The following is a 24,107-nucleotide window of genomic DNA, read 5'->3' as shown; positions in this document are numbered from 1 at the left end:
TCTAGTTTGTTGGGCAGGCACTGTCCCCAAAAAAACGCATAACGCAAGTTGCAGAAGCGATAAGAGCAATGCCTACCCTCAAAGAGGTTATCCGGGATTGACGGGTATAGAAACGGTAAAAGTCGTTTTGCCAGGAACCGATGCAACTTCGATTGTACCGCAATGTTTTTCAATGATTTTTCTGACAATATCAAGCCCTAAACCTGTGCCTTCTCCCGGTGGCTTAGTTGTGAAGAAAGGCTGGAATATTTTCGAGATAACTTCTTCAGGAATTCCCTTACCGCTATCCGTGACAGCCACTTTGACACGATTGCTTTCTTGAAAAACATCCAGAGTTAATGTACCTTTATTATCCATCGCTTGCAGGGCATTGTGGATGAGATTTGTCCACACCTGATTTAGTTGATCGGGGTAGCAGAGTACAGGTTCAATTTCTTGGAAGTTTCGCAATACTTCTACCCCGTGTTTCAAGTTGTTTTGATAAAGGGTAAGTACGGTTTCTATGCCGTCAACTAAATCCGATTGAATCATCACTTCTGAAGAGTCGTGTCGGGCATAATTTTTCAGAGCAAAGACGACTTTTGATGCTCGATCCGTTGCGGTATTAATTGTTTGGGTGCCTCGCTGGATTTCTGTGAGTTTGTAAGCCATGTCTAAGATTAGCTCGCGATCGGGTTTTTGCAACAGAGACATAAAGTCATCCGCTTCATAAATCCCCATATCTACTAAGGTGTCCGCGATATCATCGGCTTCGTCAATATTTTCATCTTCTAGTTGACCGACCAAAGTTCGCTTTAATTTCCTTTCTTCTTTGGCTGTCAAAGTTATATCTTTTTGCAGCGATTGATTTAATAACATGAAGAAGTTATCGGCTTCTTCGGGAGAAAACGATTGAAAAAGTTCGGGCAAGTTGGAGAGGGTTTGTCCCAAGAATTTGCTCATATTTCCGGCACTCGAACGGATCGCACCCAGCGGAGTATTTAGTTCGTGGGCAACTCCCGCTACTAATTGTCCTAAAGCAGCCATTTTTTCTGAATGAACTAACTCTTGTTGGGTGGTTTGTAGGTCTTCTAATGCTGTTCTAAGTTCTTGGGTTCTTTCGGTAACTTGAACTTCGAGAGTGCGGTTGTATTCGGCTACTAATTTTTCGGATTCTTTGCGTTGGGTAATGTCGGTAAAAGCTGCGATTGCATAATTCACCTTTCCTTTGTCATCATAAATTGGCGTTCCCCAAACTTCGAGCGGAATAGTCCTGTTTGGCTGGTGAATTTCTATATCGTCAGCATTGACACTTGCCCCTCGAAAAGCACACACTATCGGGTCTTTTTCTTGAGGGTATATTTCCCCGCTATCGGCGAGATAAATTTGATATACCTCTCCAATTTCAGCAGATTTAATATCGTCAACCATGTCTTTACCAAGCAAGGATTGAGCCCGAGAATTAACGTAGTAGGGTTTACCGCTGGGTTCTGCTACAAATATCCCCACCGGCACGGCTTCTAAAATTTGGTTGAGTCGGCTTTTACTCTCGGATAATTCAGCATTCAAACTTTGCATTTCCTCAAAAGAAAATTGCAGTTGTTGTGCCATAGTTTGAAATGAGTTAGCAAGTTCGCCAACTTCATCATTCCGGTTTATTTCTACAGTTTTTCCCCACTGACCTTTGGTAATATTTTTTGCTGCTTCATTTAAGTGTAAAATTGGTTTTGTCACCCATCTAGCTGTTAGTATACCGACAATTATAGCTGCCGCCAAAGCTGCAATACACAGCAAAACAGTAGTTTTGTTGTTGGTATTAATTTGTTCCAAGAAATCAGATTCGGGAATAATTACTACAATCAGCCAGTTCAAACCTTTGTCATCTTTTATGGGCGTAACTTGCATGAATTGTAGCTGGTCTTTAATCTTTAACCTAAGCTGTTGGTTTTGCTGAATGTTGTTGAGGTTACCAAAATGCTCTTGCAGGTATTTAGTAGTGAGGCTGATGGTGGCGTTTTGGCTGGCAGTTGCCTGAATTCTTTCTGTCTCTTCACCTTTGATTAAATATACTGGATCTTGCGTTGATGTTGTAATTAATTCACCCGATCGCTCAATAATAAACGTTTGACCAGATTTGCCAATTTTTAACTTTTGGAGGAACTCGTTAACTCGCGAAAATAGTAAGTCAGTGCCTAAAATTGCCTGCAACTGCCCCGATTCGTCGTATAACGGTTGCGCCGCTGTAATTCCCAATCCTTTGCTGGTAAAGTCGGCGTAAATTTTGCTCCAAGTTGCCGTTTGTGCTTCGGTTGCTGCTGTGTACCAGGGACGAACTCGCGGGTCAAATTTAGGTTTTACTTTAACTAAGTTCGTTGGTTCGCCGCGGTTGTTAGCAGCATAATAATTCATGTTGCCGTCTGTAAGCTCGGTGCGTTCTTGCAATAAAAAATTTCCCTCATTAGTGCGCCTCGCGGCAATAAAATCTCCGCCTGGAGTGGCAATATACGTAACGCTTACTGTGTCAAAAGTTTGCAGTTGCTTCCAGAAGTGGCGCTGTATTTGCGGAATGTTTTGCAAGTTGAGATCCCCCAGCTCAAAAGCATTGGCTTTGAATTGATTTAGTTGGTGGGGAAATGCCATGTATGCTTGGATTCTTTCGGAGATGCGATCGCTAATTTCTTCCTGCAATTTGGTAGCAACTTCGTTAACAGCTTGCTGTCCATTGCGAAATGACAAATACCCCACAACTCCGACTGCTGCGAATATTTGCACCACGAATGGAACTACCAGAACTGTTCGCAAAGGGAGGGAGCGAACTGCTTTTACCACTAATCTGCCAGCAGATTTGGTTGGTTGTAAAAATTTGATGTTTGAAGGAGTAGTCATGCTTGGAAAAACTTGTTGCTTAGAAAACACTTTCTGGATTTAATTAGTTGCACCCAACAAGTTATGATTTGTTATCCCAGCACCCTGATTGTGAATTTGGCCTTGCTGTAGTGCACGCAAGCGATTTTTGCTGTATTATAGCAAGCAAATCGTCCGGCAACAGCGATCGCCCCATCTAATACTTCTTGATTGACTTTAGTTACAGGTACTACTGTAGGTGGCCGACATCCACCTTAAAAATTTGGATGCCTACTCGCAAGCATCGCCAGACAGTATTTCCTGTTTCCTCAGTGCTGTCAAAAAAATGATGCTGTAAATACGCAGGCAGTTATCCTGGCGATCGCGCATACAGAAAAAAGCAGACATCCTTTAGATTTGCTATCACGATCGCAGTTTATTTGACAAAACGAATCAAAGGAAAACAACTGTAATTAATTTTACAACCAAATAGAGTGAATATCCGGATTATTTGGGAATTTGTTGCAGTTCCAGTCCTCGACGCAGAACTTCTAGATGTAGGGTGTGGCGTGCATCACCTTACTTGCGGCTATGAGTAGCGTGTAAAATCACTTTTTAGGCTGAGTCCTAAGTTATTAAATTGTAAATACGAGCTGATCGGCAGCTTTGCCCCCGATGGCTCGCAGGAAAAATAAATATATCCTTGCCCCCCCCTAAAGCTACAATTTTTGCTATAAAAACCGGAAAAACGTAATTATGTAAAAGGGAACTTGGGAGCGGATATCTGGATTTTTAGTGCAAAACAAACACTAAATATTCCGGATTTTTGACCTGAGAGCTGAAATAAAGATATTCATCTTTGGGAACACATACATTAGCAATTTGTCTTAATTGTTTAAGCCAATTGGCTTAAATTTTCCTTCTTCAGGTCGCTGACAACAAAAAAGTGCGATCGCTCTGGGCGTGAAATCTACCTAATACAAAATAATATCGAGACTCGTGCGATGCGTGCAAGTGCGATCGCCAGACTCAAGCAAAAAATTAGCACATCTCATGGTATAATCCTTTGTAATTGGCGATTTCACGTCGGGAAACACATCCGCCAAGCAAACAACTTCCACCGCCCAAAGCCCCCATAGTTCGATCGATAGTCTCATCGCCAGAGACGATATTTTGACCCACCAAGCCCAAAAAAAGGGCAAATACATGACTGCTGTTGTTCCTTCGTGGAATTCCCCACCAGAAAACCTGACATTAGACATCAACGAAATTCATGTTTGGCGCGTCTCTCTGGCTCAAGCGGCATCTTGCGTGCGGACTTTAGCAGAGACTCTCTCTACCGACGAACAGACAAAAGCAGAGCGTTTTCACTTTCCAAAAGATCGATCGCAATTTATTGTGACTCGCGGTGCGCTGAGAGAAATTCTGAGTCGCTACCTGCACATAAATCCCAGCCATCTAAGCTTTGAATACAACCCCTACGGCAAACCCTCTCTCATCGTCGCCCAAAGTGGAGATACCCTGCGTTTCAATTTGTCTCACTCTCACGAACTTGGGCTAATTGCCATTACCAAAAATCGAGATATTGGCGTCGATATTGAACGAATAAATCCCAACTTTCCCTGTCTAGAGATTGCTGAAAAGTTTTTTTCACCATTAGAAAACACCGTGCTGCGTTCTCTATCCAAAAATCTCCAAAACCACGCTTTTTTTGCCTGCTGGACTCGGAAAGAAGCCTACATCAAAGCAGTCGGAAAAGGATTATCTATTCCCCTGAATGAGTTTGATGTGACCCTCACACCAGGAGAACCCGCAGCACTATTAAATGTTGAACAAAACCCCGAAGAATCATCGAAATGGTCTTTAATTGAATTAATTCCCTGTTCAGATATCGTCGGGGCTGTTGCGGTTGCAGGAGATTGCTCGAAACTTCATTGTTGGCAATGGACAGCGAAGTTTTGAGCTATGATTCGTAGTGAACAATGCGAGTCCTTCTAAAAAGGTTCGCAGTGAGGACTTTAGTCCTTCTTCACCTTCAAAGAGAGGACTGAAGTCCGAAGGATCGAACAGTTATTTAGTGCAATACCTAAATGTTTGACCCAGACTTGGATGTGACGTGCGATCGCAAAGTAGTAATACTTCCCCGGAATATTAATTCAGACTTGCGATCGTAGTTTGCTCACCATCACCTCCTATAATTACTTGTGGGTTCAAGTTTTTTTAAGCCCAGATTTAATGATCTCAATTAACTCCGATTCCAACCAAGGCTTATACAAGCACGAATGAAGGTTTGCTTCCTTTTTTACCCTGGCAATAGCAGCTTCATCAGCTTGACCTGTTAGCATAACTTTCACGATTTTTGGGAATTTTTGGTGGATGCAAATCAGCAGATCGTCCCCCTTCATCCCGGGCATTAACCAATCTGATACAATCACCAGAACTTGAGACTCCTCTTCAGTAAGCTCCTCTAGCATTTCTAGAGCATCCATCGCATTTTCGGCCAGTTCATAAGAATATTCAGTACCAAAAGCTGACTTGAGTTGCACTTTGAGACTCTCCAATACAGCGATTTCATCATCAACACATAAAATTACTGGTTTAGGCATTTTACTCTTTACACTAAAAATTGTGACTTGGGAATTGGAGATTGGAAATTGGGAATTGGGAATTGGGAGAAAAAGAAAGCAGAAACAGCTACCCGTCGATCCGTAATACCAGTTTCAAGAAAGAATGCAAATGTAAGCCCGCGATTCAAACCCTGATAGTCATCAGTCATTCCCAATCTCAAATCTCAAATCTCAAATCTCAAATGGTATGACTTCAGTTTTGTGCTACTAATTCCTCGGTAAATAAACTGTAAACGTGGTTTGTCTGGGAAGTGATTTTACTTCTATTTTACCTTGATGTTTGTCAATTATTTGTTTAACAATATGCAACCCTAAACCACTACCTTCCCCTAAGGATTTTGTTGTAAAAAAAGGCTCAAATATTTTCTCTTGAATATCCAACGGTATACCTTTGCCTGTATCGGCAATAGTAATCTTTATCTGCTCACCTGCCTCAATCGCGTCAATAGTTAAAGTACCTTGATAGTCCATAGCTTGTAAAGCATTGTGGACGATATTTGTCCACACCTGATTGAGTTCGTCAGGATAGCAAAGTACAGGGGGTAGTTCTGGAAGGTTCAGCACTATATTCACTCGATTTTTGATTTGATTGTGATAGAGAGTCAACACCGTTTCGATACCATCACCTATCTTGGCTAAACTCTTATCGCTCGACGGTTGACCTCCTGTGTATTCTTTGAGAGCAAATATTATTTTTGCCGCTCTATCTGCTGCTATTGCTATGGTTTGCATACCTCTTTGCATACCGGATATTTTATAAGCACTATCTAAGATATACAAACTATCAGATCTTTTTAACAGTGGCAAAAAAGGCTCTATTTTGTCATAAATTCTCATGTCCACAATCGTATCAGCCAAATCCTCGGGTTTTGCAACTTGTTCGGAGTTAAATTGACTGATAAAAAGCCTTTTCACTTTGCGGTCTTCTTTGGCAGAGAAACTGGGTTTTTCTTGGAGCGACCTATTGATTAATGCTAAAAAAATTTCCGCTTCTTCTATAGATAAAGACTGAAATAGTGCAGGCAACTGCTGTAGAGATTGCTCTAAAAACTTAAAAATGTTCCCCGCCGAAGAGCGAATTGCTCCCAATGGAGTATTGATTTCGTGAGCAATTCCTGCGATTAATTGTCCCAACGCAGCCATTTTTTCTGAATTAATTAGTTCGTTTTGAGTAGACTTTAATTCTAGCAAAGTAGCATTCAATCTCTCATTAGTTTCCGCTAGCTCATCATTTTTAGATTGCAAATTGTTTTGCAGATTTTGTAAACTCAAGTGAGTTGCGACACGAGCCAAAACTTCTTCTACTTGAAAAGGTTTGGTAATGTAGTCTACTCCGCCGACGCCAAAAGCTTTGATTTTATCCAGTACATCGCTCAAGGCACTGATGAAGATCACGGGTATGCCGCGAGTGCGATCGTCCGCTTTGAGCTTTTCGCATACTTGATAGCCGTCGATCACCGGCATATTAATATCCAGCAAAATCAAATCCAAAGCAATGGTTTGGGCAATTGATATAGCTTGGTTTCCATCCCGTGCGGGTCTAACATTGTACCCTTGTTCTGTCAAAATCCCAGCGAGAAGGCGCAAATTAGCTGGAGTGTCGTCAACTACAAGAATATTCGCCGTTGGTGGGACTATTTGCTGGCTGCTCACGATCGCTTAAACTCTCTTGTGTTATTTTTTAGAGCTGTCAATTAAAATCACTATTTTACCGCAGTTCAACTGATTTGCCAAGATAGTCGCGACTTTCACTCAACTGATACCAGTTCAAAAAAAGAATGCGACTCTATGCAGGATCCCAACCCTCATGCCAGTCATTACGAATCTCAAATCTCAAATCGGAAAATGGAAAATCGTATGAGACTGTTCTCTGAAGAGAGGACGCTGCTAGGCACTAGACGCTCATCAACCCGCTGTATGACTGTATTTTTTGTTGCTCAACCCAGGATTTTTGAAAGGAACCTGGTTTCTCGCTCTGAGAGTAAAAAAACCGGGTTCTTGAGATAAGATTATGGACTCAAATCCAAAGCTTTCTTTCCTATTTCCGGTTCATTTATAGTTGGTAATGACCGGAATGTATTCAATTTATTATATTAAATAAAGTCAGAATTACTTTGGGGCAATATTGCGTGCATTTCGTGACAGCGTTGCAGATAATTTTGCGCCACCCTATCTAGGGGATTCTTGCGTACACAATCCGCAAACAGTTCTGCCGCTTCTTGATGTTTAGCAGCAGCGTAATTATACAGTGCTTCGACAAATACGGGTAAAGTTGCTAACTTACGCTCTTTCAATTCAGGTGGATCGGCATCAAAAACTTCGTAAATTGTCATCAAATCCGATTTACCTTTTACTCGAACACAGCCGATATTTCGGATTGAGTAACTTTTGGGATCGGTCAACTGCAAAAAAGTATTTTGAGCGATCAACATCGACACCCCGTAACTTTTCGTCATAGTTTCCAGCCGCGAGGCTAAATTCACAGCGTCGCCAATCACCGTACTGTCCATCCTGTTAGTTGACCCAACTGTTCCTAACATCAATGAACCTGTATTGATGCCAATCCCAATTTTAATAGGTGCGTAACTGCAACTCATGCGATGTTGATTGTATTCAGCGAGACTGTGCAACATAGAAATTGCAGCATTCACGGCATCGCTGGCACTCTGACCGAATAAAGCCATAATTGCATCGCCAATATATTTATCAATAAAGCCGTGATTTTTAATAATGTTTGGCTCCATTCGACTCAAATAGGAATTAATAAAATTGAAATTTTCTTGAGGTGTCAGGCTCTCAGAAAGAGCCGTAAAATCCCGAATATCGGAAAACAATATTGACATTTCCTTTTCCACGCTGTCGCCGAGTCGAACGTCGCTCAAGCTATCGTGGCTTAGCAGCGAGACAAATTCATTCGGCACAAAGCGTTTAGCAGCTTCTGTTAATTTTAATTGCTGTGACAGAGCAACTTCTAACTCCTGATTGATTTTCCGAAGTTCGGCATTTTGTTCTGCTAGTTTTTTATCCTGACTGTAGCTGTGGACGGCTTCTGTCACAGTCAATCTTAAGTCTTCAGTTTGCCAAGGTTTGCCGATGTAGCGGTAGAGTTTTGCCTGTTTGATGGCATTTCCTACCGCTTCAATAGTCGCCTGACCGGTCAGCATCACCTTGAGAGTTTTGGGGGAAATTTCGTGAACTAGCCGCAACAATTCATCGCCTTTCATGTCAGGCATCACGTAGTCCGAGATAATCAAAGGGATTTCATAGCCGTCTTCGAGCAATTCAGCAATTAACTCTAGGGCATCTTTACCTCCTTCGGCAATTTCAATCTCATAAGTATTGCCTAAAGCTTCTTTTAATTCTGTTTTAAGACTTTTCAGAATTGTTTTTTCATCGTCAACGCAAATAATGACTTGTTTGGTCATAATGATAAGGCTGTTTTAATGGTTTCGATCAACTCTGATTCCGACCAAGGTTTCTGCAAACACCGATGGAGGTTGGCTTCGTCAAAAGCCCTCTTGACTGCCTCTTCATCGGCTTGACCGGTCAGCATAATTTTTACTGTTTTTGGAAATTTTTGATGAACTCGAATCAGAAATTCATCTCCTTTCATTCCTGGCATTAACCAATCCGATACAATCAAGATAACTGAGATTTCGTCGTCAGTGAATTCATCAATTAACTCTAGAGCATCGGCGGGACTTTCTGCTATCTCGTAAAGATAAGCATTCCCAAAGGCAGATTTTAGTTGCGTTTTCAGACTTTTTAAAACTACTTTTTCGTCATCAACACACAGGATAATTGGTTTAGACATTTTTGCTAATTAACTAAGTTTTAGGAGAGATTGACAGGTAGAACAACTGTAAAAGTAGTTTGGCCTGGAACAGATTCAACTTCTATTTTACCGCGATGTTTGTCAATAATTTTTCTGACTATATCGAGACCCAGACCGCTGCCTTCTCCGGGGGGTTTTGTGGTGAAGAATGGAGCGAATATTTTGGGCATTACTTCGGATGGAATTCCGGCGCCGCTATCTGTAACACCGACTTTGATATTGTTGCCTTCCTGAAGGATATCCAGAGTTAATGTGCCTTGATTGTCCATCGCTTGCAGGGCGTTGTGAATCAGATTTGTCCATACTTGATTGAGTTGGTCTGCATAGCACATTACGGGCGGTATTGTTTGGAAATTGCGGATGACTTCGACGTTGTGTTTGAGGTTATTTTGATACAGGGTGAGTACGGTTTCTATGCCTTCGGTTATATTAGATGCAGCCATCGTTTCTGATGAGTCGTAACGGCCATAGGTTTTCAAGGCGAATACGACTTTAGAAGCGCGATCGGCTGCGGTATTGATTGTTTGGGTTCCTCGCTGGATTTCGGAGAGTTTGTAAGCCATTTCTAAGATGCGATCGCGATCGACCTTTTGCAGCAGAGACAGAAAGTCGTCAGCCTCGTAAATCCCCATATCTACCAAAGTGTCGGCGATCGCATTCCCTTCGTCAATATTTTCGTCTTCGAGTTGACGAATCAAAGTCCGCTTTAACTTCCTTTCTTCTTTAGCTGTTAAAGTCAGATCTTTTTGTAGCGAGCGATACAGTAGTGTGTTAAAACTTTCAGATTCTGCGGGGGAAAGCGACTGAAACAGTGAGGGCAAATTGGTGATGGTTTGCTCTAAAAAAGTAGTCATACTTCCGGCACTCGATCGAATTGCGCCCAGAGGAGTATTCAATTCGTGGGCAACTCCGGCGACTAATTGACCTAAAGCTGCCATTTTTTCCGATTGAATCAGCTCTTCTTGAGTGGTTTGCAGGTTGTCTAAGGCTGTTTTGAGCTCTTGGGTTCTTTCGGTGACTTGGACTTCGAGAGTGCGGTTGTATTCCGCTACCAATTTCTCGGCTTGTTTGCGCTGGGTGATATCGGCAAAAGCTGCGATCGCATAACTCACCTTTCCTTTATCATCATAAATGGGCGTTCCCCAAACCTCGATCGGAATAATCCTGTCAGACTGGCGAATTTCCATATCATCAACGTTAACGCTGGCTCTCTTAAAAGCATTAGCAAGGGGTTCTTTGTCTGCTGGATAAAGTTCGTTGGTACCTGCCAGATAAGCTTGATAAATCTCTCGAAGTTCTGACTCAGTATTAGCGATGATGCCTGTACCTAATAAATCCTGAGCGCGAGAATTAACATAGTAAGGTTTGCCACTAGACTCGGCGACAAATATACCCACCGGCACTGCTTCCAAAATTTGGTTTAATCGACTTTCACTCTCAGACAATTCGGCATTCAAAGCTTGCATTTCTGTGAAAGATACTTGAAGTTGCGCCGCCATACTATTAAATGAATTGGCAAGTTCCCCGACTTCATCGGATCGGTTGAGCGTTACACTTTTGCCCCATTCACCTTTAGCAATATTTTTGGCAGCCTCGTTCAAAGATAAAATTGGTTTTGTCACCCATCTAGCCGTAACAACGCCAACAATTATCGCGATGACAAAAGCAGCAGCGCACAACAAAATAGTCGCAGTATTGTTGGCATTAATTTGTGCCATAAAATCCGCTTCGGGAACCACCACCACAATTAACCAATCCAATCCTTTGTCATCTTGCCAAGGCAGAACTTGTAAAAATTGTTTTTTCCCCTCAACATCAAATTCTAGTGACTGCGCCGTTTTCAGAGATTGAAACTCGTTAAAATTAGCTCGTAAATATTTAGCCGTGGTTTGAGTGAAAGTATTTTTACTGTCAATTGCTTTAACTCGTTCGGCTCCGTATTCTTTGTTGATGGTATGAAACGGTCTTTCTCCTGTCGAAGTTGCGACTAACATTCCGGATCGCTCGACAATAAAAACCTGTCCAGTTTCGCCGATTTTTAAGCTTTGCAAAAACTTACCAATGGTGGACAAATTAATATTAGTTAGCAATACCCCTTGCAATTTGCCTTGTTTGTCGTAGAAAGGCATAGATGCGCCGAGATAGGCAGTAATGCCAGCCGTATTGGGATAAATCTGACTCCAGGTGGGTTTACCAGCAGCTACCGCAGCTTTGTACCAGGGGCGAGTGCGCGGGTCAAAATTAATTTTGTTGTTTAATACTGCGCCGATTTCGCCGGATTCATTGGTGGCATAGGTGCGGAAATCATAGTTACTTGCTGCTGTCGATACTCTCCAAGTCAGCGAGCCATTGTCGAGCCTTTCTGCCCCCAAGTTGTCTCTTTGTTCTAATCCTAAACCGGTAAAAGTGAGGGTGTCAAATATCTGAAGCTGCCGCCAAAAATGACGCTGTAAAACAGGTACATCTTCCAGGTTGAGGGTGCCGAGTTCGATCGCAACAGCATTGATCTGGTTGACCTGATGGGGTACAGTCAGGTAAGCACCGAGATTCTGTTGGACGCGGCTGCCTACTTCTGTCATTAGTCGATCGGCAATTTCGTTGACTGCCTTCTGTCCGTTTTTAAATGAGAGATATCCTACCAGTCCCACCGCCGCGAACAGTTGCAAGACGAAGGGAACTATCAGAACTGTTCGCAGGGTTCGGGAGCGAGCAGTTTTTGCGGCTTCGGTGGCAGTAGATGGGGTTTTGTTCACAACGTTAGTGCTGGATCTAATTAGGATCGGGATTGTTTTGAGTTCAGAAATACTTGCAGGCGGGCGACATCCACCTGCAAAAAATTGACGGCCCGCCCAAATCGCCATGCCGTATTTCGCTCTCTTTGGGATGCACAGGAGTTGAGAAACCGATTTAGCAACCAGATTCGTCGCTGTCAAACCAAGATTTGTTGTAAAAACCCGGTTTCTTTTCGTAAGTTTTATTCTGGTTATTCCGTCTTGCCAGAGTCTGCTGATTTTTGAGGTGCAACTTTTGAACAGAAGCGTGCACCGCTCGACTCTACAACATTTTTTAGTGCATGAATGAATAAATACAAACGCCTGCTTTCGATTCTACAATAAATAGAGGTAATATTGCGAGCGCTGGGTCATTTGTTGCACTTTTTAAGTCAAAGTGCCGGGAGTGCAAGCTTTGGGCTGTGGTGGTAATTTATCGATCGTACAAATTCATAGCAGAAGCCATAAGCCATAAGCCATAAGCGATCGCCTGCAAGATGCCCAATAGCAGTAAGGTGCAGACACAAGCACCCGACATACTTAGGTTTTCGATTGACGGATTTGAGCGCAAAGGACGATCGCCCTTTGCGCTCAAATTGAAACTAAGTCAACGGCTGCGAATTCACCCGCCGAATTGCCACCACCGCAGGTTTAGGTGGATTATTAACTGTTTTAAGAGGCCAATTCGATCCTACGGGCACTTTTCGAGTCTGCAAAAATTCCTTACCATCAATAGTCTTCATGGCAAAATTGCGATCGTCTGCCGCCATATCCTGCCGCATTCCGTTAATTTCTCCTGGATGCTGAATTGACAAAAACAAAGTCTTTTCATCCTCAGTAAAAAACGGCCCAGTAGTTTCGCACTCCATCGGCCCAATTCCAAACAAAAAAGCCTCCCCAGCATTGGGGCCAGAAGCCGGCAAAAACCAAATTGCATTGTTACCGTACAAACCGCGCAAATTAGATTGGCTAATCGGTTTCCCATCTTTATCAACTCTGCCAGCAGCAACAGGTGCATTCAGTTTGTCAGAAGACATATCATTTACCATCCAAACATTGCCACCCTTGTCAATCAGTAAATTATCTGGATTAGAAAAACCCAATCCGCCCGAAGCCGGTTCGCCACCCGTCGCAAACATTTTCCACTGAAAAGTCATTGCAGATGGCTCGTTACCCTCTTCAACTAAGCGCATAATCCAGCCGTATTCGTAAGATTTGCCGTCCTTCCCTTGAAAAATTCGCAAATCCGGCCCGCCGTCGCTATCGCTGGCAGAACCGGAAGTAAAGGTAATGTAGAGAGAACCATCAGGAGCAATTTCAGTGTCTTCGGGACGAGCAGTGCAAGTAGCTCCTGCCGCACTTGCGGCATAATGAGCATCAATTAAAATTGCACCTTGTTTTTCCTTAGCCGTGCCTTCGTAGAGGTCATTTAAAGTCTTGAATTTTTGTTTAAAAGCAACTGCTTCTGCATCTTTTTCGACTTTGACAAAACCGCCTGCAGGACGCAGCGGCAAATTAATCATTCCGCCTCCATGAAGGCTAGGCAAATCTGGATTGACAGGCGTGTCAGTTTTTAATGGAATCCACCTACCGGTGCCGTCAGCGTTAAACTTGGCAGCATAAAGCATTCCGTCTGTCAATAGCTGGGAATTAGCTTTATCTTTGGGGTTTTTAACTGCGTTTTTGCTGACGAATTTGTAAATATGTCCGCTGCGCCGATCGCACCCCGAGTAAAATGCTAATGGTTTTCCGGCTACTACGCGAATGCCTACAGCTTCGTGGCGGCAGCGTCCCAGCCAAGTGTGTTTGGTGCCGTAGTCCTTGGGGTTAGCCGGATCTACTTCTACCATCCAGCCGTATTTATTACCCGCCAAGCCGAAGACATTGCCCAAACCGCCAATTTCTTCCGCATCGATGTAGAAGTTTTTATTGCTTGGATCGAAGGATGTACCGTCTGCAAACACAGGTTCCGGTACGAAATTCTGGATGTTTTCTTCCGCACTAAAAACCGTTCCCCAAGGCGTAGTCCCGCCCGCACAGTTATTAAAAGTGCCGATGATTTTTGCGCCCAACTTGTCCGAGTAGCCTTTACCTTTTTTGTTGAACACGGCTACCGCCGGGCCGGTGGATTTGAGGTAGCGCCCGTCTTCTAGGCCGGAAATACCCGTAATTCGGCGATCGGCTGGAGAATGCGTTCTTACCCATTTGCCATCATCATTTATTTTGATAGAAATTACCCCGATTCCCACCTCAATTAAAGCTGCTTTTGACACTTCCGCAACCATTTTTTTTGTCTGGTCTTTTTCCGACGCAGAAAAGGCATTGACTCCCACTTTTCCGGCGGAGGTAGCTGCCGCTTCTAACTTAGCAAAAGGCAGAGATTTCCCAATAACTTTTTGATAAGTTTGTATCCAGGGCTTGGCACTGATGTACTCGAAATTAACAGTTAGCAATCCCTGATTTTTGCCAGTTTCTACAAAGGAGAGATAGTCATTGTTGTAGCCGAAGTGAGAATCGCCCACTTTGTCTCCCCAAGCAGCTACGATATCGTAGGTAAAGCCTTCTGGAAGCAGGAGGTCGTCGGCTACTTCGTAAGCGCTGTAAGCTTGCATTTGCTGCTGGGTGGACGCACTGCTAATGGGGATGAATTGTCCAGTTTCTGTTAAGGTGCTGCTGGTTAGTAAAGGCATCGGCCCTTTGACTGGTTGGAAGTTTATGCCTCGTGCCATATTATCCACACTCTTGGCAGAGTTAACTGGCGGTGAGAAGGGCATGGCAAATTTTTGTTGGCAAGAATTGAGTGCAACACTACCGCCCGTTGCACCCAAGAAAAGTAGGAATTCTCGACGCTTGATAGTCATAGGTAAAAAAATGGTTAAGGACTAATTATCCGCAGACTATAAACTCAATTGACGGTCATTTTTTTGAAAGGTATGTAGTTGGGCTTTAGCCCCGTTTATCTATACGTCTCAAGAGGGCCCAAGCCCAACAACGTACCTATGCACTCGAACACTAATCTCTAGCTTTTTGTAACACAATTTGCTGGACTTAAGGATATATTCCAATTTAATAAAGGTATGTAGTTGGGCTTTAGCCCCGTTTATCTATACGTCTCAAGAGGGCCCAAGCCCAACAACGTACCTCATCAATAATTGCCCCATACATACAAATAAGGACACAACATTGTTGTATCCCTACCTACGTCATATTTAACTCGAACTTGTAACCATACAACAGATTAAAACAATCAACCAAATCGATAGCCGAACCCCCGTACTGTAATGATATATTCCGGTTGACCCGGATCGATTTCCAACTTTTCGCGCAGCCAGCGGATGTGAACATCTACTGTTTTGCTGTCTCCGATAAAATCTTGACCCCAAATTTTTTCCAGCAACTGATCGCGAGACCAAACTCGCCGGGGATTACTCATAAATAGTTCTAGTAAGCGAAACTGTTTAGGAGAAAATTTTACTTCAATACCGTGAACCAAGACGCGGCACTCTTCAGGATACAGAGTTATGTTCTTATATTGCAGCATCATCGGTTGTGGCAACTGACCGAGGCGCTGGCGCCGCATCAGTGCCCGACACCGGGCGATAAACTCCCGCATTCCAAAAGGCTTGGTGAGATAATCATCCGATCCGGCTTCTAGATAAAAAGCGCAGTTGTTTGCACTTCCTCTAGCACCGATAATCAAAATAGGAACGGGATTTCCTTGATGTCGTAACATTCGACACAGATCTAAACCATTAATTGAGTCCATAATTAATAGGTTGAAACCGAATTCACCGTGGTATGACGAGGAAGCTTGCACAGAAGGCAGAGCGTTGCGCCCGTCGCTAGTAACCACCACCTCATAGCCCTGTTCTTTCAGAGCTAAAGCTAGCATTTCCCGCAACAGGTCTTCACCTTCGAGTAACAAAATGCGGCCGGCTTGTCCAACAGCCAGCCTTGAAGGACTTTCGCTTAATTCAGCAGAAGACATAAATATCAGTGGGAGTTGTGTTTGTATGTGGCTAGCGGGAGGTGCCTTCTTCAGTAGCTGAGGCACTCTAGCGCTGCGATCGCTTTTTATGAACGATCGACTATTCAATCACTTATAATCTTTCGCCAGTCCATCCGACAGACATACGCTCGACTATTTCTACTTGCTCGTGCAAGAAATATAGCCGTTGAGCAGTTGCGATAGCTGCGCTGTCTGCCTCCGTCCAGGCGTTAGAAGCCTGGTCATTGTTCGGGGTCGGTATTACTTGGTAAAACATTGCCCGCTTTTAATTGACCAGGTTACACCCAATCTATAGGGAGATGGCTTTATCGTACAGGCAAAAGGTTATCAAAAGGTAAAGTTTTAGTAAATAAATGGTTAATTTATTAAAGATGAGTAATGTTGTTCTTAAAGTTTAACCGAACCCTACAGCTTTGGTTGAAGATACAATCTCGATCGGATTTACGCTCGAAAACTTGGTAACTGGAAAAATATTGGGCTAAATTAACGATTAATCTGGCAATCTGACGGGTTTTTGAGGAATAGTGTTTTGTGGGTTGGACGCGAGCTTGGTGGGTTGGACGCGAGCTTGGTGGGTTGGACGCGAGCGGGGACGCTCGCACTAAAAGCAGATCGCCCTACAACTGACCCAGGCCCGCTACGATCGACAATACGAAGTAAAAATTCTGTAGATTGCCTATAATGTTGCTGCATTTGAGTACCTGGCCCGAGGTTGAAGCTTATCTTGAGAGCTCCCGAGGCATAATTATCCCGATCGGCTCCACCGAACAACACGGGCCCACCGGTTTAATCGGAACTGACGCGATTACTGCTGGTGCGATCGCCCAGAGTGTCGGAGAAGCTGCCAATGCCTTAGTCGGCCCGACAATTAATGTCGGTATGGCTTTGCACCACACCAGCTTTCCCGGTAGCATCAGCCTCCGACCGCAGACCCTAATTCTTGTAATCAGAGATTATATCACATCTTTAGCAAAAGCTGGATTTGAGAAATATTTCTTTATTAACGGTCACGGTGGCAATATTGCCACGATGAAAGCAGCATTTTCCGAGACATACGCGCATTTGTCTGATTTGAATCTAGCAAATGCCGATCGAATCCAGTGTCAAATCGGCAACTGGTTCATGTGCGGTTCAGTCTACAAACTAGCCAAAGAATTGTACGGAAACCAAGAAGGTTCCCACGCCACCCCCAGCGAAATCGCCTTAACCCAGTACCTTTATCCAGAAGCAATCAAGCAAGCTCCGCTTTCGGAAGAAGTTGGATCTGGGCACAAAATTTACGGTGCTGCTGACTTCCGCCGCCGATTTCCCGACGGGAGAATGGGTTCAAATCCTGCCTTAGCAACTCCCGAACATGGCCAACAATTTCACGATTTAGCAGTCAAAGAATTGACTAACAATTATTTGGAGTTTTTGAACTCAGATTAACAATTGCGTGAACTTGATAAATCTGGTTTCGATCCGAGGCCAGATATCCCTAAATCTCTCTTAAAAAGCAGGGCAGTTTTATAGAAGGTACGTTGTTGGGCTTTAGCCCAAAGGTACGTTGTTGGGCTTTAGCCCAAAGGTACGTTGTTGGGCTTTAGCCCTCTTTATATATATGTCTAAAGAGGGCTGAAGCCCAACAACATACCTTAGACACGAATGCTAGGCAGCAGCTTCCTCTTCAGCTTCAGCTTCAGGTGCATCTGGGACATCTTGCTTGATCGTCAAATAGCGAATCACCTCTTCGCTCAGACGCATCGCGCGTTCCATAGGAAAAATTGCAGCGCCCGGAGCTGTATAGTTCATTTGAACGTATACCCCGTCGCGGTGCTTGCCGATTTCGTAAGCCAAGCGACGCTTGCCGCGGTGCTGAGTTTCGATATTTTCAGCACCTTGATCGCGCAAAATTGTTTGATATTTCGCGATCGCCTGGTCAGTCATTTCTTCACCCAAGTCAGGGCGCAGAATGTACATTGTTTCGTAAATAAACGGTTTCATGGCAATAATTCCCTTATGGACAACAAGGCTTCTCATGAAGCAAGGACTTATCATCATATCCCAACTATGAACAATCTCAAAACTAAAAAACCAAATTCCCCAAACCGCAGTCGATCGCCGTGGAGGATGCTGTGGATCTATGGGATGATGAGTGCGATCGCACTTTTAATGCTCTTCCCCTTGCTGTGGCTGCTCAGTACATCCCTCAAAGCCCCCAGCGAAAACATCTTTCAATATCCCCCGCAACTGTGGCCGCAACAGCCAACCCTCGAAAACTTCATCAAAGTGTGGCAAACCAACCCCTTCGGGCGCTACCTGTTCAACAGCACCCTGATTGCAGGCCTCACAGTCAGCATCAATGTTTTGTTTTGCGCGCTTGCGGCTTACCCCTTAGCCAGACTTAACTTTCGCGGCCGCGAAGCCATTTTAATTACAATTATTTCCACAATCATGATACCCTTCCAAATAGTCATGATTCCGCTGTACATTTTGACAGTACAACTCGGATTAAAAAATAGCTATTTAGGCGTAATATTTCCCGGACTAGCCTCAGCCTTCGGCATATTTTTATTGCGGCAAGCATTCCTAGCAGTTCCCAAGGAATTAGAAGAAGCCGCCCGCATCGACGGCTGCACCGAATTAGGCATTTGGTGGCACGTGATGATTCCGGCAATTAAGCCGGCTTTAGTTACTTTAGGAATTTTTGTATTTATCGGTTCTTGGAGCGACTTTTTGTGGCCGCTGCTAGTTTTAGACAGACCGGAATATTATACGTTACCTTTAGGCGTAGCAAATTTAGCCGGGACATTTTCTTTAGATTGGCGTTTGGTGGCGGCGGGTTCCATTATTTCTATTATTCCTGTTTTAGGACTGTTTTTGCTGTTGCAAAAATACATTGTGCCGACAGAAACTGCCGCCGGAGTCAAGGGATAGAATTACGGAATTGGGCATTGGGCATTGGGCATTGGGCATTGGGCATTGTTAGTCTAAAATTCTTCCTTCTTCCTTCTTCCTTCTTCCTTCTTCCTTCTTCATACAACTCACAAAATTTATTTGTTATGTACGAACTACCTGAAATCCGCTTGATTGTTGAGCGCGCTGCTGTTATAGATGCGATCGTAGGCTTTGCAAATGCGATCGATGCCAAAGACTGGGACAAATTGCGTTAGCGAAGCCCTCGAAGAGGATCGCACCTAGCGGACGAAATAGATATCGACTATTCTGACTTTCGGGGTGAAAATCCCAGACGAATAACCGCAGAAGAATATATAAAACAGCGGGTAGAGGGACTTGCAGGTTTGCTAACGCTGCACGTCAGCACGAATCATGAAGTAACTATTCATCACAATACAGCCAAATGTCAGTCTGCATACCAAATTTATCGACTTGACCCCAGTCGCCAAGCTGGAGAGAATCGGCTGGATACAGCAGGAAACTATTTTCACTCTTTGATTCAAACAACAGACGGACATTGGCTGATTGACGGAATCAAGCAAACTGTAGTAATTGTCAGCGGCAATCCTCAGGTTCACGGTGCTCTTCGCGCTACATATTAAACCATTTTAGATTTTAGATTTGGGGATGATTTAACCTTAAATAGGTTCGTAGTGAGGACTTCAGTCCGCATAAAATCAGAGGACTGAAGTCCTCACTACGAACCTAATAACGGTATTTTTACTATAGTAAATCTCTCCAAAAATCTAACTTGCAAGTCTCTACCTCGGAGTAAAAACTGCACTAGGATAAGCAATCCGCTTGTGATTGAACTGTTCCCAAACCCGCACAAAAATCTCCGCAATTAAAGACATATTCTCCCGAGTCAAACCCGAATCCAGTAACTGATTATCCTGCCAGCGCGCCCGCAAAATCCGATTAACCATATTCAAAGCTTCCTCATGAGTGGCATCCTTGAGCGATCGCAAAGCAGCTTCACAAGAATCCGCCAACATCAAAATTCCTGTTTCCCGCGACTGCGGAATCGGCCCGTCGTAGCGAAAATCCTGCTCCCTCACTTCCCGGGTTTCGATCGCTAACTTTGAATTGTCCGCAGCAGCCAAAGTAATATTTAAATTTTCAGGTTCTTTTGCAGCAATTTGCTGCGCTTGATGGTAGAAATAAGCAATTAACATTGTGCCTTGATGTTCAGGAATAAACGCCTGAATCGCCTTCGGCAATCGATGCTTGCGCGCCATCACCATCCCCTCAGTAACGTGCTTTTTAATAATTTCGGCGCTCGCCCAAGGGTTATTAATTTCATCGTGTTTGTTGCCCCCGCCCATTTGATTTTCGCAAAATCCGCTTGGGTCGTGCATTTTTCCAATATCGTGGTATAGCGTACCAGCTCTAACTAACTCAACATTGCAGCCGAGTTCCCTCGCCGCAGCCTCCGCCAAACTAGCCACAAATAGCGTGTGCTGAAAAGTCCCCGGAGCTTCGGCAGCCAACCTCTTTAACAGCGGGCGGTTGGGATTGGCAAGTTCCGCTAGCCGGATCGGGGTAATCAAGTCGAAAACGTGTTCTAAATAAGGGCTGATGCCGATCGCCACCACGCTCCAAGCCAAACCAGCCAAACTTTGGCAACCCACCGTACCGAGTACGACGTACCAAATCGCACCGGCAGCAGCGCTAGCAATCAAAGTCCCCACCAGATAGACGCTGCCCTGAGTCAAGCCGACAGCCACGCCCAGAAGAGCCAATTCCTCGCGCGATCGCAACCGCCCGGCCATAAAAGCGCCCAGCAATCCCCCCGCCGCGCTAGCCACCAAATGAATCAACTCTACATCCAAGCCAATGGGTAGCAGCGCCGACAGCAGCCCCACCACAGTCACTCCCACCGCCGAACCGTAGAAGCCGCCTGCTAAAATCCCGATCGCGGGCAAAGTCGTCCAAGGCAGCCCCAAACTCACCAGCACCGGCGCGCTCAAAGTCAGCAGCAGCAACAGCAAATGATCTCTCCGGCGCAAGCGGTAGTGCCTTTCTACCAGCAACACGATCGCAATAGCCCCCGCGACTAAACAAACAAAACCCGCCAGCCCCAACCAATTTACACCCCGCCGGCTCAAACCAAAATAGTCCAGCAATACAAAATCTTGCTGCGCGATAAGTTTTCCTTCTGCAACAATAATATCGCCCTTCTCTACGGCGATCGTCACCGGTTTCACCTTTTGCGCCGCCAATTCCGCTAGCTGTTTGGTTTCCTCGGGATCTCTCACCAGATTTGGCTGCAAAATCGCACTTAAAGCCTCAACCGCCAAAGCTTGGGACTCTAACGGCACTTCGTCTGCGACTTGCAGCTTCACAGCTTCTTTCAAAATCTCTTTTGGCAACCCCTGCGGGATACCTTGAGCCAGCATCATTTTTGCCACCCGACTCATACCCGTTTGGGTTTTCTCCCAAGCTGCATCCGACAAATCAAACAGGGAAGTATCATAAATCTGTCGGAGCGCGGAAACCGACGGTTTTTCAAGCGCCTCCACAGCATTGGCATAGCGCCCGCGAGCCTCGGAAATACTATCTGTCAGGCTTTGAAAATCTGCTGCTCCGACCGATCGGCTGTAAGCTTGCAGTTGAGCAATCGCATCTTGCTGAGACTTGTTATCCGTCGGTGCAGCAATTGCCGGGGAATTCAAATTCAACCGCTCAAAATTTGCACTGTTGTCCCCTGCTTGCGCCAAAATCGATCGCCACTCCCACTCCGGACACCCCCTCAAGTAAACCTGAGCCGCATTTGAGAGCGCCGAGGGCGGCGCAAATGGAAACGGGCTTACCGCCCGCCGGAGTTGGCTCCCCTGTTGCCAAAATTGTTGCAATTCTCGCTCGATTTGTCGATCGACCGCGCGATCGAGCATTAATATCGGTACAGCCCCGATTCGTGCTGATGAACGGTGTTCTTCAGTAGTTTTGTGATCGGGGATGCTAACACTAGCAGGAGCCTTAATCGTCTGAGGAGCTTTCGTCCCCACATCCAATTTCGGCTGGTTGTAGAAGCGGTGGCCAAGAGTGCTGCTGAGCGAAACTACTGCTACCAGGGCCAACATCGGGGAACGAGCCTGATTTTTGAGGCTAGATTTTGAGGTTTTACTTGTCAATCTAATGAAAGTCTCGGGCCCAGGCCATTTCTGGGGCAAAAAACGGCTCAGGAGAGGCCCGCCAGGGCGATCGGCATCTGTTTTACTGTCACCATTTTGCACTTGAGCAATGTGTTGGCGCAGCGAGCGCGTAGCCCCTAGCTGCTCAATCTGTCGCATTAATGAGGAGAGCGTATTCATTTGTGTCGAAGATATATCACTGTTACTCAGCAGCTTTGTCAGAAATTCTGACTGTGCATCTTGATTGAGTTTATCCGAACTACCGTACCTGAATATTCTAAACAAGCAGGCTAATTTACCGGACTCTCGACAGCCGTTCGATTTCCTAAGTGTCGCCAACAACGCCAGCAGTTACTACCCCTTGTCTATCTCAAACAGCTCTCGTGCGCTGTGGCTAAAAACCCGCTTTCTCTGTCGATTCCTAGTTTCCCAATCCTATATTTTCCTAGAAATCGGGTTTGAGGAAGCAAGCGCCTCCGATTTAAGTTGTTACTTGTTAATTTTTAATTGTCGCTCTCCTTTCGCTGTCACTTGTGACTTGCTAATTGCTAATTGTTAACTGCTAATTCTTAATTGCTAGTTTCGGGTTTCCCCTCCTGTTCCAAAGCTTCCAACTTTATATTTTCCGAGGTCTAATGACATAAGGTGCAGCCACTGCGCGGGCTAGGGCTGCGGAATCGGGCCCCGCCGAAGGGTTGTAAACTCCAGCCCAAACTGCAAACAGGTTACTTGCTAACTCCAAAATTTTTGCATCGCTGCCCGTTCCCCACAGGGAGGGTTCTCGGCCCTCGACTAGCGGCTGCGATTCAACCGCCGACAATACTTGTCGCCATTCTACAGGAATCGCAGCAGCGCCATTGTAGGCTCCTGACAAAGCTCCCGTCAAAGCGCAGGTGAGTTGTCCGGCTATCCCGCTACGGGCGGCCCGCACTACTGACAAGCGTAAGTCTTCTGGGGTGCTCAAGAAGCAGTAGAAAGCTAGGGCAATGGGAATAAAATTTCCTGGATTGACATTTGAGTGAGTTTCTGATTGTTTCTCGCCCTCTTCTGGTTTTCCTCGCAAAGCTGTGGCGCTTTTGCACAGGTGAGTGGTGGCTGTTTCTAAATCGGCTCCCTGTTCTAGTAGTATTTGCACTTGCCGCAGCAACTCGGTTAAGGCAGTATCTATGTTTAGGTAGGCAATGGTTTGTTCGATCGCTGTCCCGGGGTCAAGTCTTTGTTTGAGCGATCGGGCGATCGCATATCCTATAGCTAACACTGCTGTCTGCAACTGTGCCTTATTTTCGTTGGGCAAAACATCTGTCGCCAGCATGATTTTTTCTCGCAGCTTGGCCTTATTTTCGTGAAAAAACATCACGCATGGCAGCGCAGCAACCGCAGCTTCACAAGGGTTAAGCAGGCTTTGAAACTCTGTGTTTGGAGAATGGTAGATTTCCGACTTTGCCAATACTTCCCAAGTATCGCGCCAATCTTTTAAATCTAAACCGTTACACCGAATTAAACTTTGAGCGCACGCTACTGCAAGTTTCCCGCATTCGGAATATTTGCCCCTGAGTATTTTGGTGTTGGGAGAATTCAAGGCTAATATTGCGCCATTCAGGGTAAATTGTTGGTGTTTTGTCAGTTGTAAAATCGGCTGCAAGTCTTCGGTTTGGGGGAGGATACCCGCTAGTTGCCTCTGGTATTGCAGGCCTATAGAGTCTCCTAAAACTGCCCCCAGGATGGTTCCTTGAAACTTGCTCAACAGGGAATGCCGCATTTGAATTTAACTCAAGTTGCTACTAATTGGTCAGTTGTCAGTGGTCATTGGTCAGTGGTCAGTGGTCAGTGGTCAGTGGTCAGTGGTCAGTGGTCAGTGGTTATTAGTTATTAGTTATTAGTTATTAGTTATTGGTTATTGGTTATTGGTTATTGGTTATTGGTTATTGGTTATTGGTTATTGGTTATTGGTTATTGGTTATTGGTTATTGG

17 protein-coding genes are annotated in these 24,107 nt (G+C 44.8%); 4 read left to right on the top strand and 13 right to left on the bottom strand.

Annotated elements, in window-relative coordinates:
- Positions 1-87 precede the first annotated feature (87 nt).
- Positions 88-2,865 (bottom strand): ATP-binding protein, encoded by a 2,778-nt coding sequence (locus tag JGK11_RS08935; RefSeq protein ID WP_293178056.1) that lies wholly within the window; start codon positions 2,863-2,865, stop codon positions 88-90.
- Between the two features lie 932 nt (positions 2,866-3,797).
- Complete coding sequence (locus JGK11_RS08930) at positions 3,798-4,031, bottom strand: hypothetical protein (protein WP_293211308.1); 234 nt, start codon at positions 4,029-4,031, stop codon at positions 3,798-3,800.
- On the opposite strand from JGK11_RS08930, the gene JGK11_RS08925 reads away from it, so the two are divergent.
- Positions 4,030-4,785, top strand: a complete 756-nt coding sequence (locus JGK11_RS08925; protein WP_293211305.1) for a 4'-phosphopantetheinyl transferase superfamily protein — start codon at positions 4,030-4,032, stop codon at positions 4,783-4,785. The two genes, JGK11_RS08930 and JGK11_RS08925, sit on opposite strands and share 2 nt — an antisense overlap.
- Positions 4,786-5,033: 248 nt before the next feature.
- Here the strand turns inward: JGK11_RS08925 and JGK11_RS08920 are convergent, their stop codons facing one another.
- The 8 genes from JGK11_RS08920 to JGK11_RS08885 all read right to left on the bottom strand — a co-directional run bounded on the left by JGK11_RS08920 (position 5,034) and on the right by JGK11_RS08885 (position 16,321).
- Positions 5,034-5,429: a response regulator gene (locus JGK11_RS08920; RefSeq protein ID WP_293178050.1), complete on the bottom strand. Its 396-nt coding sequence runs from the start codon at positions 5,427-5,429 to the stop codon at positions 5,034-5,036.
- Positions 5,430-5,657: 228 nt separating this feature from the next.
- The gene (locus JGK11_RS08915) at positions 5,658-7,103 is read right to left on the bottom strand and encodes a response regulator (RefSeq protein WP_293178047.1); all 1,446 of its coding nucleotides are present in this window, start codon (positions 7,101-7,103) and stop codon (positions 5,658-5,660) included.
- 440 nt (positions 7,104-7,543) lie between these two features.
- Positions 7,544-8,875 (bottom strand): adenylate/guanylate cyclase domain-containing protein, encoded by a 1,332-nt coding sequence (locus tag JGK11_RS08910; RefSeq protein WP_293178044.1) that lies wholly within the window; start codon positions 8,873-8,875, stop codon positions 7,544-7,546.
- Positions 8,872-9,264 carry a response regulator gene (locus tag JGK11_RS08905; protein ID WP_293146959.1) on the bottom strand — a complete coding sequence of 131 codons (393 nt, stop codon included), beginning with the start codon at positions 9,262-9,264 and terminating at the stop codon, positions 8,872-8,874. The genes JGK11_RS08910 and JGK11_RS08905 overlap by 4 nt, the downstream gene beginning before the upstream one ends.
- Before the next feature lie 20 nt (positions 9,265-9,284).
- Entirely contained in the window at positions 9,285-12,218 is a 2,934-nt protein-coding gene (locus JGK11_RS08900) for an ATP-binding protein (protein ID WP_293211302.1), read from the bottom strand.
- 440 nt (positions 12,219-12,658) lie between these two features.
- Positions 12,659-14,917 carry an alkaline phosphatase PhoX gene (locus JGK11_RS08895; RefSeq protein WP_293178038.1) on the bottom strand — a complete coding sequence of 753 codons (2,259 nt, stop codon included), beginning with the start codon at positions 14,915-14,917 and terminating at the stop codon, positions 12,659-12,661.
- Positions 14,918-15,303: 386 nt separating this feature from the next.
- The gene (locus JGK11_RS08890) at positions 15,304-16,044 is read right to left on the bottom strand and encodes a response regulator transcription factor (protein WP_293178035.1); all 741 of its coding nucleotides are present in this window, start codon (positions 16,042-16,044) and stop codon (positions 15,304-15,306) included.
- A gap of 112 nt (positions 16,045-16,156) precedes the next feature.
- Positions 16,157-16,321 (bottom strand): hypothetical protein, encoded by a 165-nt coding sequence (locus JGK11_RS08885; protein ID WP_293196678.1) that lies wholly within the window; start codon positions 16,319-16,321, stop codon positions 16,157-16,159.
- A 425-nt stretch (positions 16,322-16,746) separates the two neighbouring features.
- Between JGK11_RS08885 and JGK11_RS08880 the strand changes: the two genes are divergently transcribed.
- The gene (locus tag JGK11_RS08880; protein WP_293211299.1) at positions 16,747-17,493 is read left to right on the top strand and encodes a creatininase family protein; all 747 of its coding nucleotides are present in this window, start codon (positions 16,747-16,749) and stop codon (positions 17,491-17,493) included.
- Between the two features lie 219 nt (positions 17,494-17,712).
- Here JGK11_RS08880 and rpsF read toward each other — a convergent pair whose 3' ends face one another.
- Positions 17,713-18,048 (bottom strand): 30S ribosomal protein S6, encoded by a 336-nt coding sequence (gene rpsF / locus JGK11_RS08875; protein ID WP_293146945.1) that lies wholly within the window; start codon positions 18,046-18,048, stop codon positions 17,713-17,715.
- Positions 18,049-18,114: 66 nt separating this feature from the next.
- Here rpsF and JGK11_RS08870 point away from each other — a divergent pair, with 66 nt between their 5' ends.
- Together JGK11_RS08870 and JGK11_RS08865 are read left to right on the top strand one after the other, a co-directional pair.
- Positions 18,115-18,981: a carbohydrate ABC transporter permease gene (locus JGK11_RS08870; protein ID WP_293205843.1), complete on the top strand. Its 867-nt coding sequence runs from the start codon at positions 18,115-18,117 to the stop codon at positions 18,979-18,981.
- 272 nt (positions 18,982-19,253) lie between these two features.
- Positions 19,254-19,604: a hypothetical protein gene (locus tag JGK11_RS08865; protein WP_366053535.1), complete on the top strand. Its 351-nt coding sequence runs from the start codon at positions 19,254-19,256 to the stop codon at positions 19,602-19,604.
- Between the two features lie 159 nt (positions 19,605-19,763).
- Here JGK11_RS08865 and JGK11_RS08860 read toward each other — a convergent pair whose 3' ends face one another.
- Together JGK11_RS08860 and JGK11_RS08855 are read right to left on the bottom strand one after the other, a co-directional pair.
- Positions 19,764-22,316, bottom strand: coding sequence for an HDIG domain-containing metalloprotein (locus JGK11_RS08860; RefSeq protein ID WP_293211296.1), 2,553 nt, complete (start codon positions 22,314-22,316; stop codon positions 19,764-19,766).
- A gap of 436 nt (positions 22,317-22,752) precedes the next feature.
- On the bottom strand, positions 22,753-23,880 hold the full coding sequence (locus JGK11_RS08855; RefSeq protein ID WP_293211294.1) for an ADP-ribosylglycohydrolase family protein: 1,128 nt from the start codon (positions 23,878-23,880) through the stop codon (positions 22,753-22,755).
- Positions 23,881-24,107 lie beyond the last annotated feature (227 nt).

It is taken from the genome of Microcoleus sp. PH2017_34_RAT_O_A, assembly GCF_020737885.1.
Taxonomy (GTDB): Bacteria; Cyanobacteriota; Cyanobacteriia; order Cyanobacteriales; family Microcoleaceae; genus Microcoleus.
Note: the sequence above shows the minus strand (reverse complement) of the source record. Positions and strands in the feature narration are given on the sequence as shown.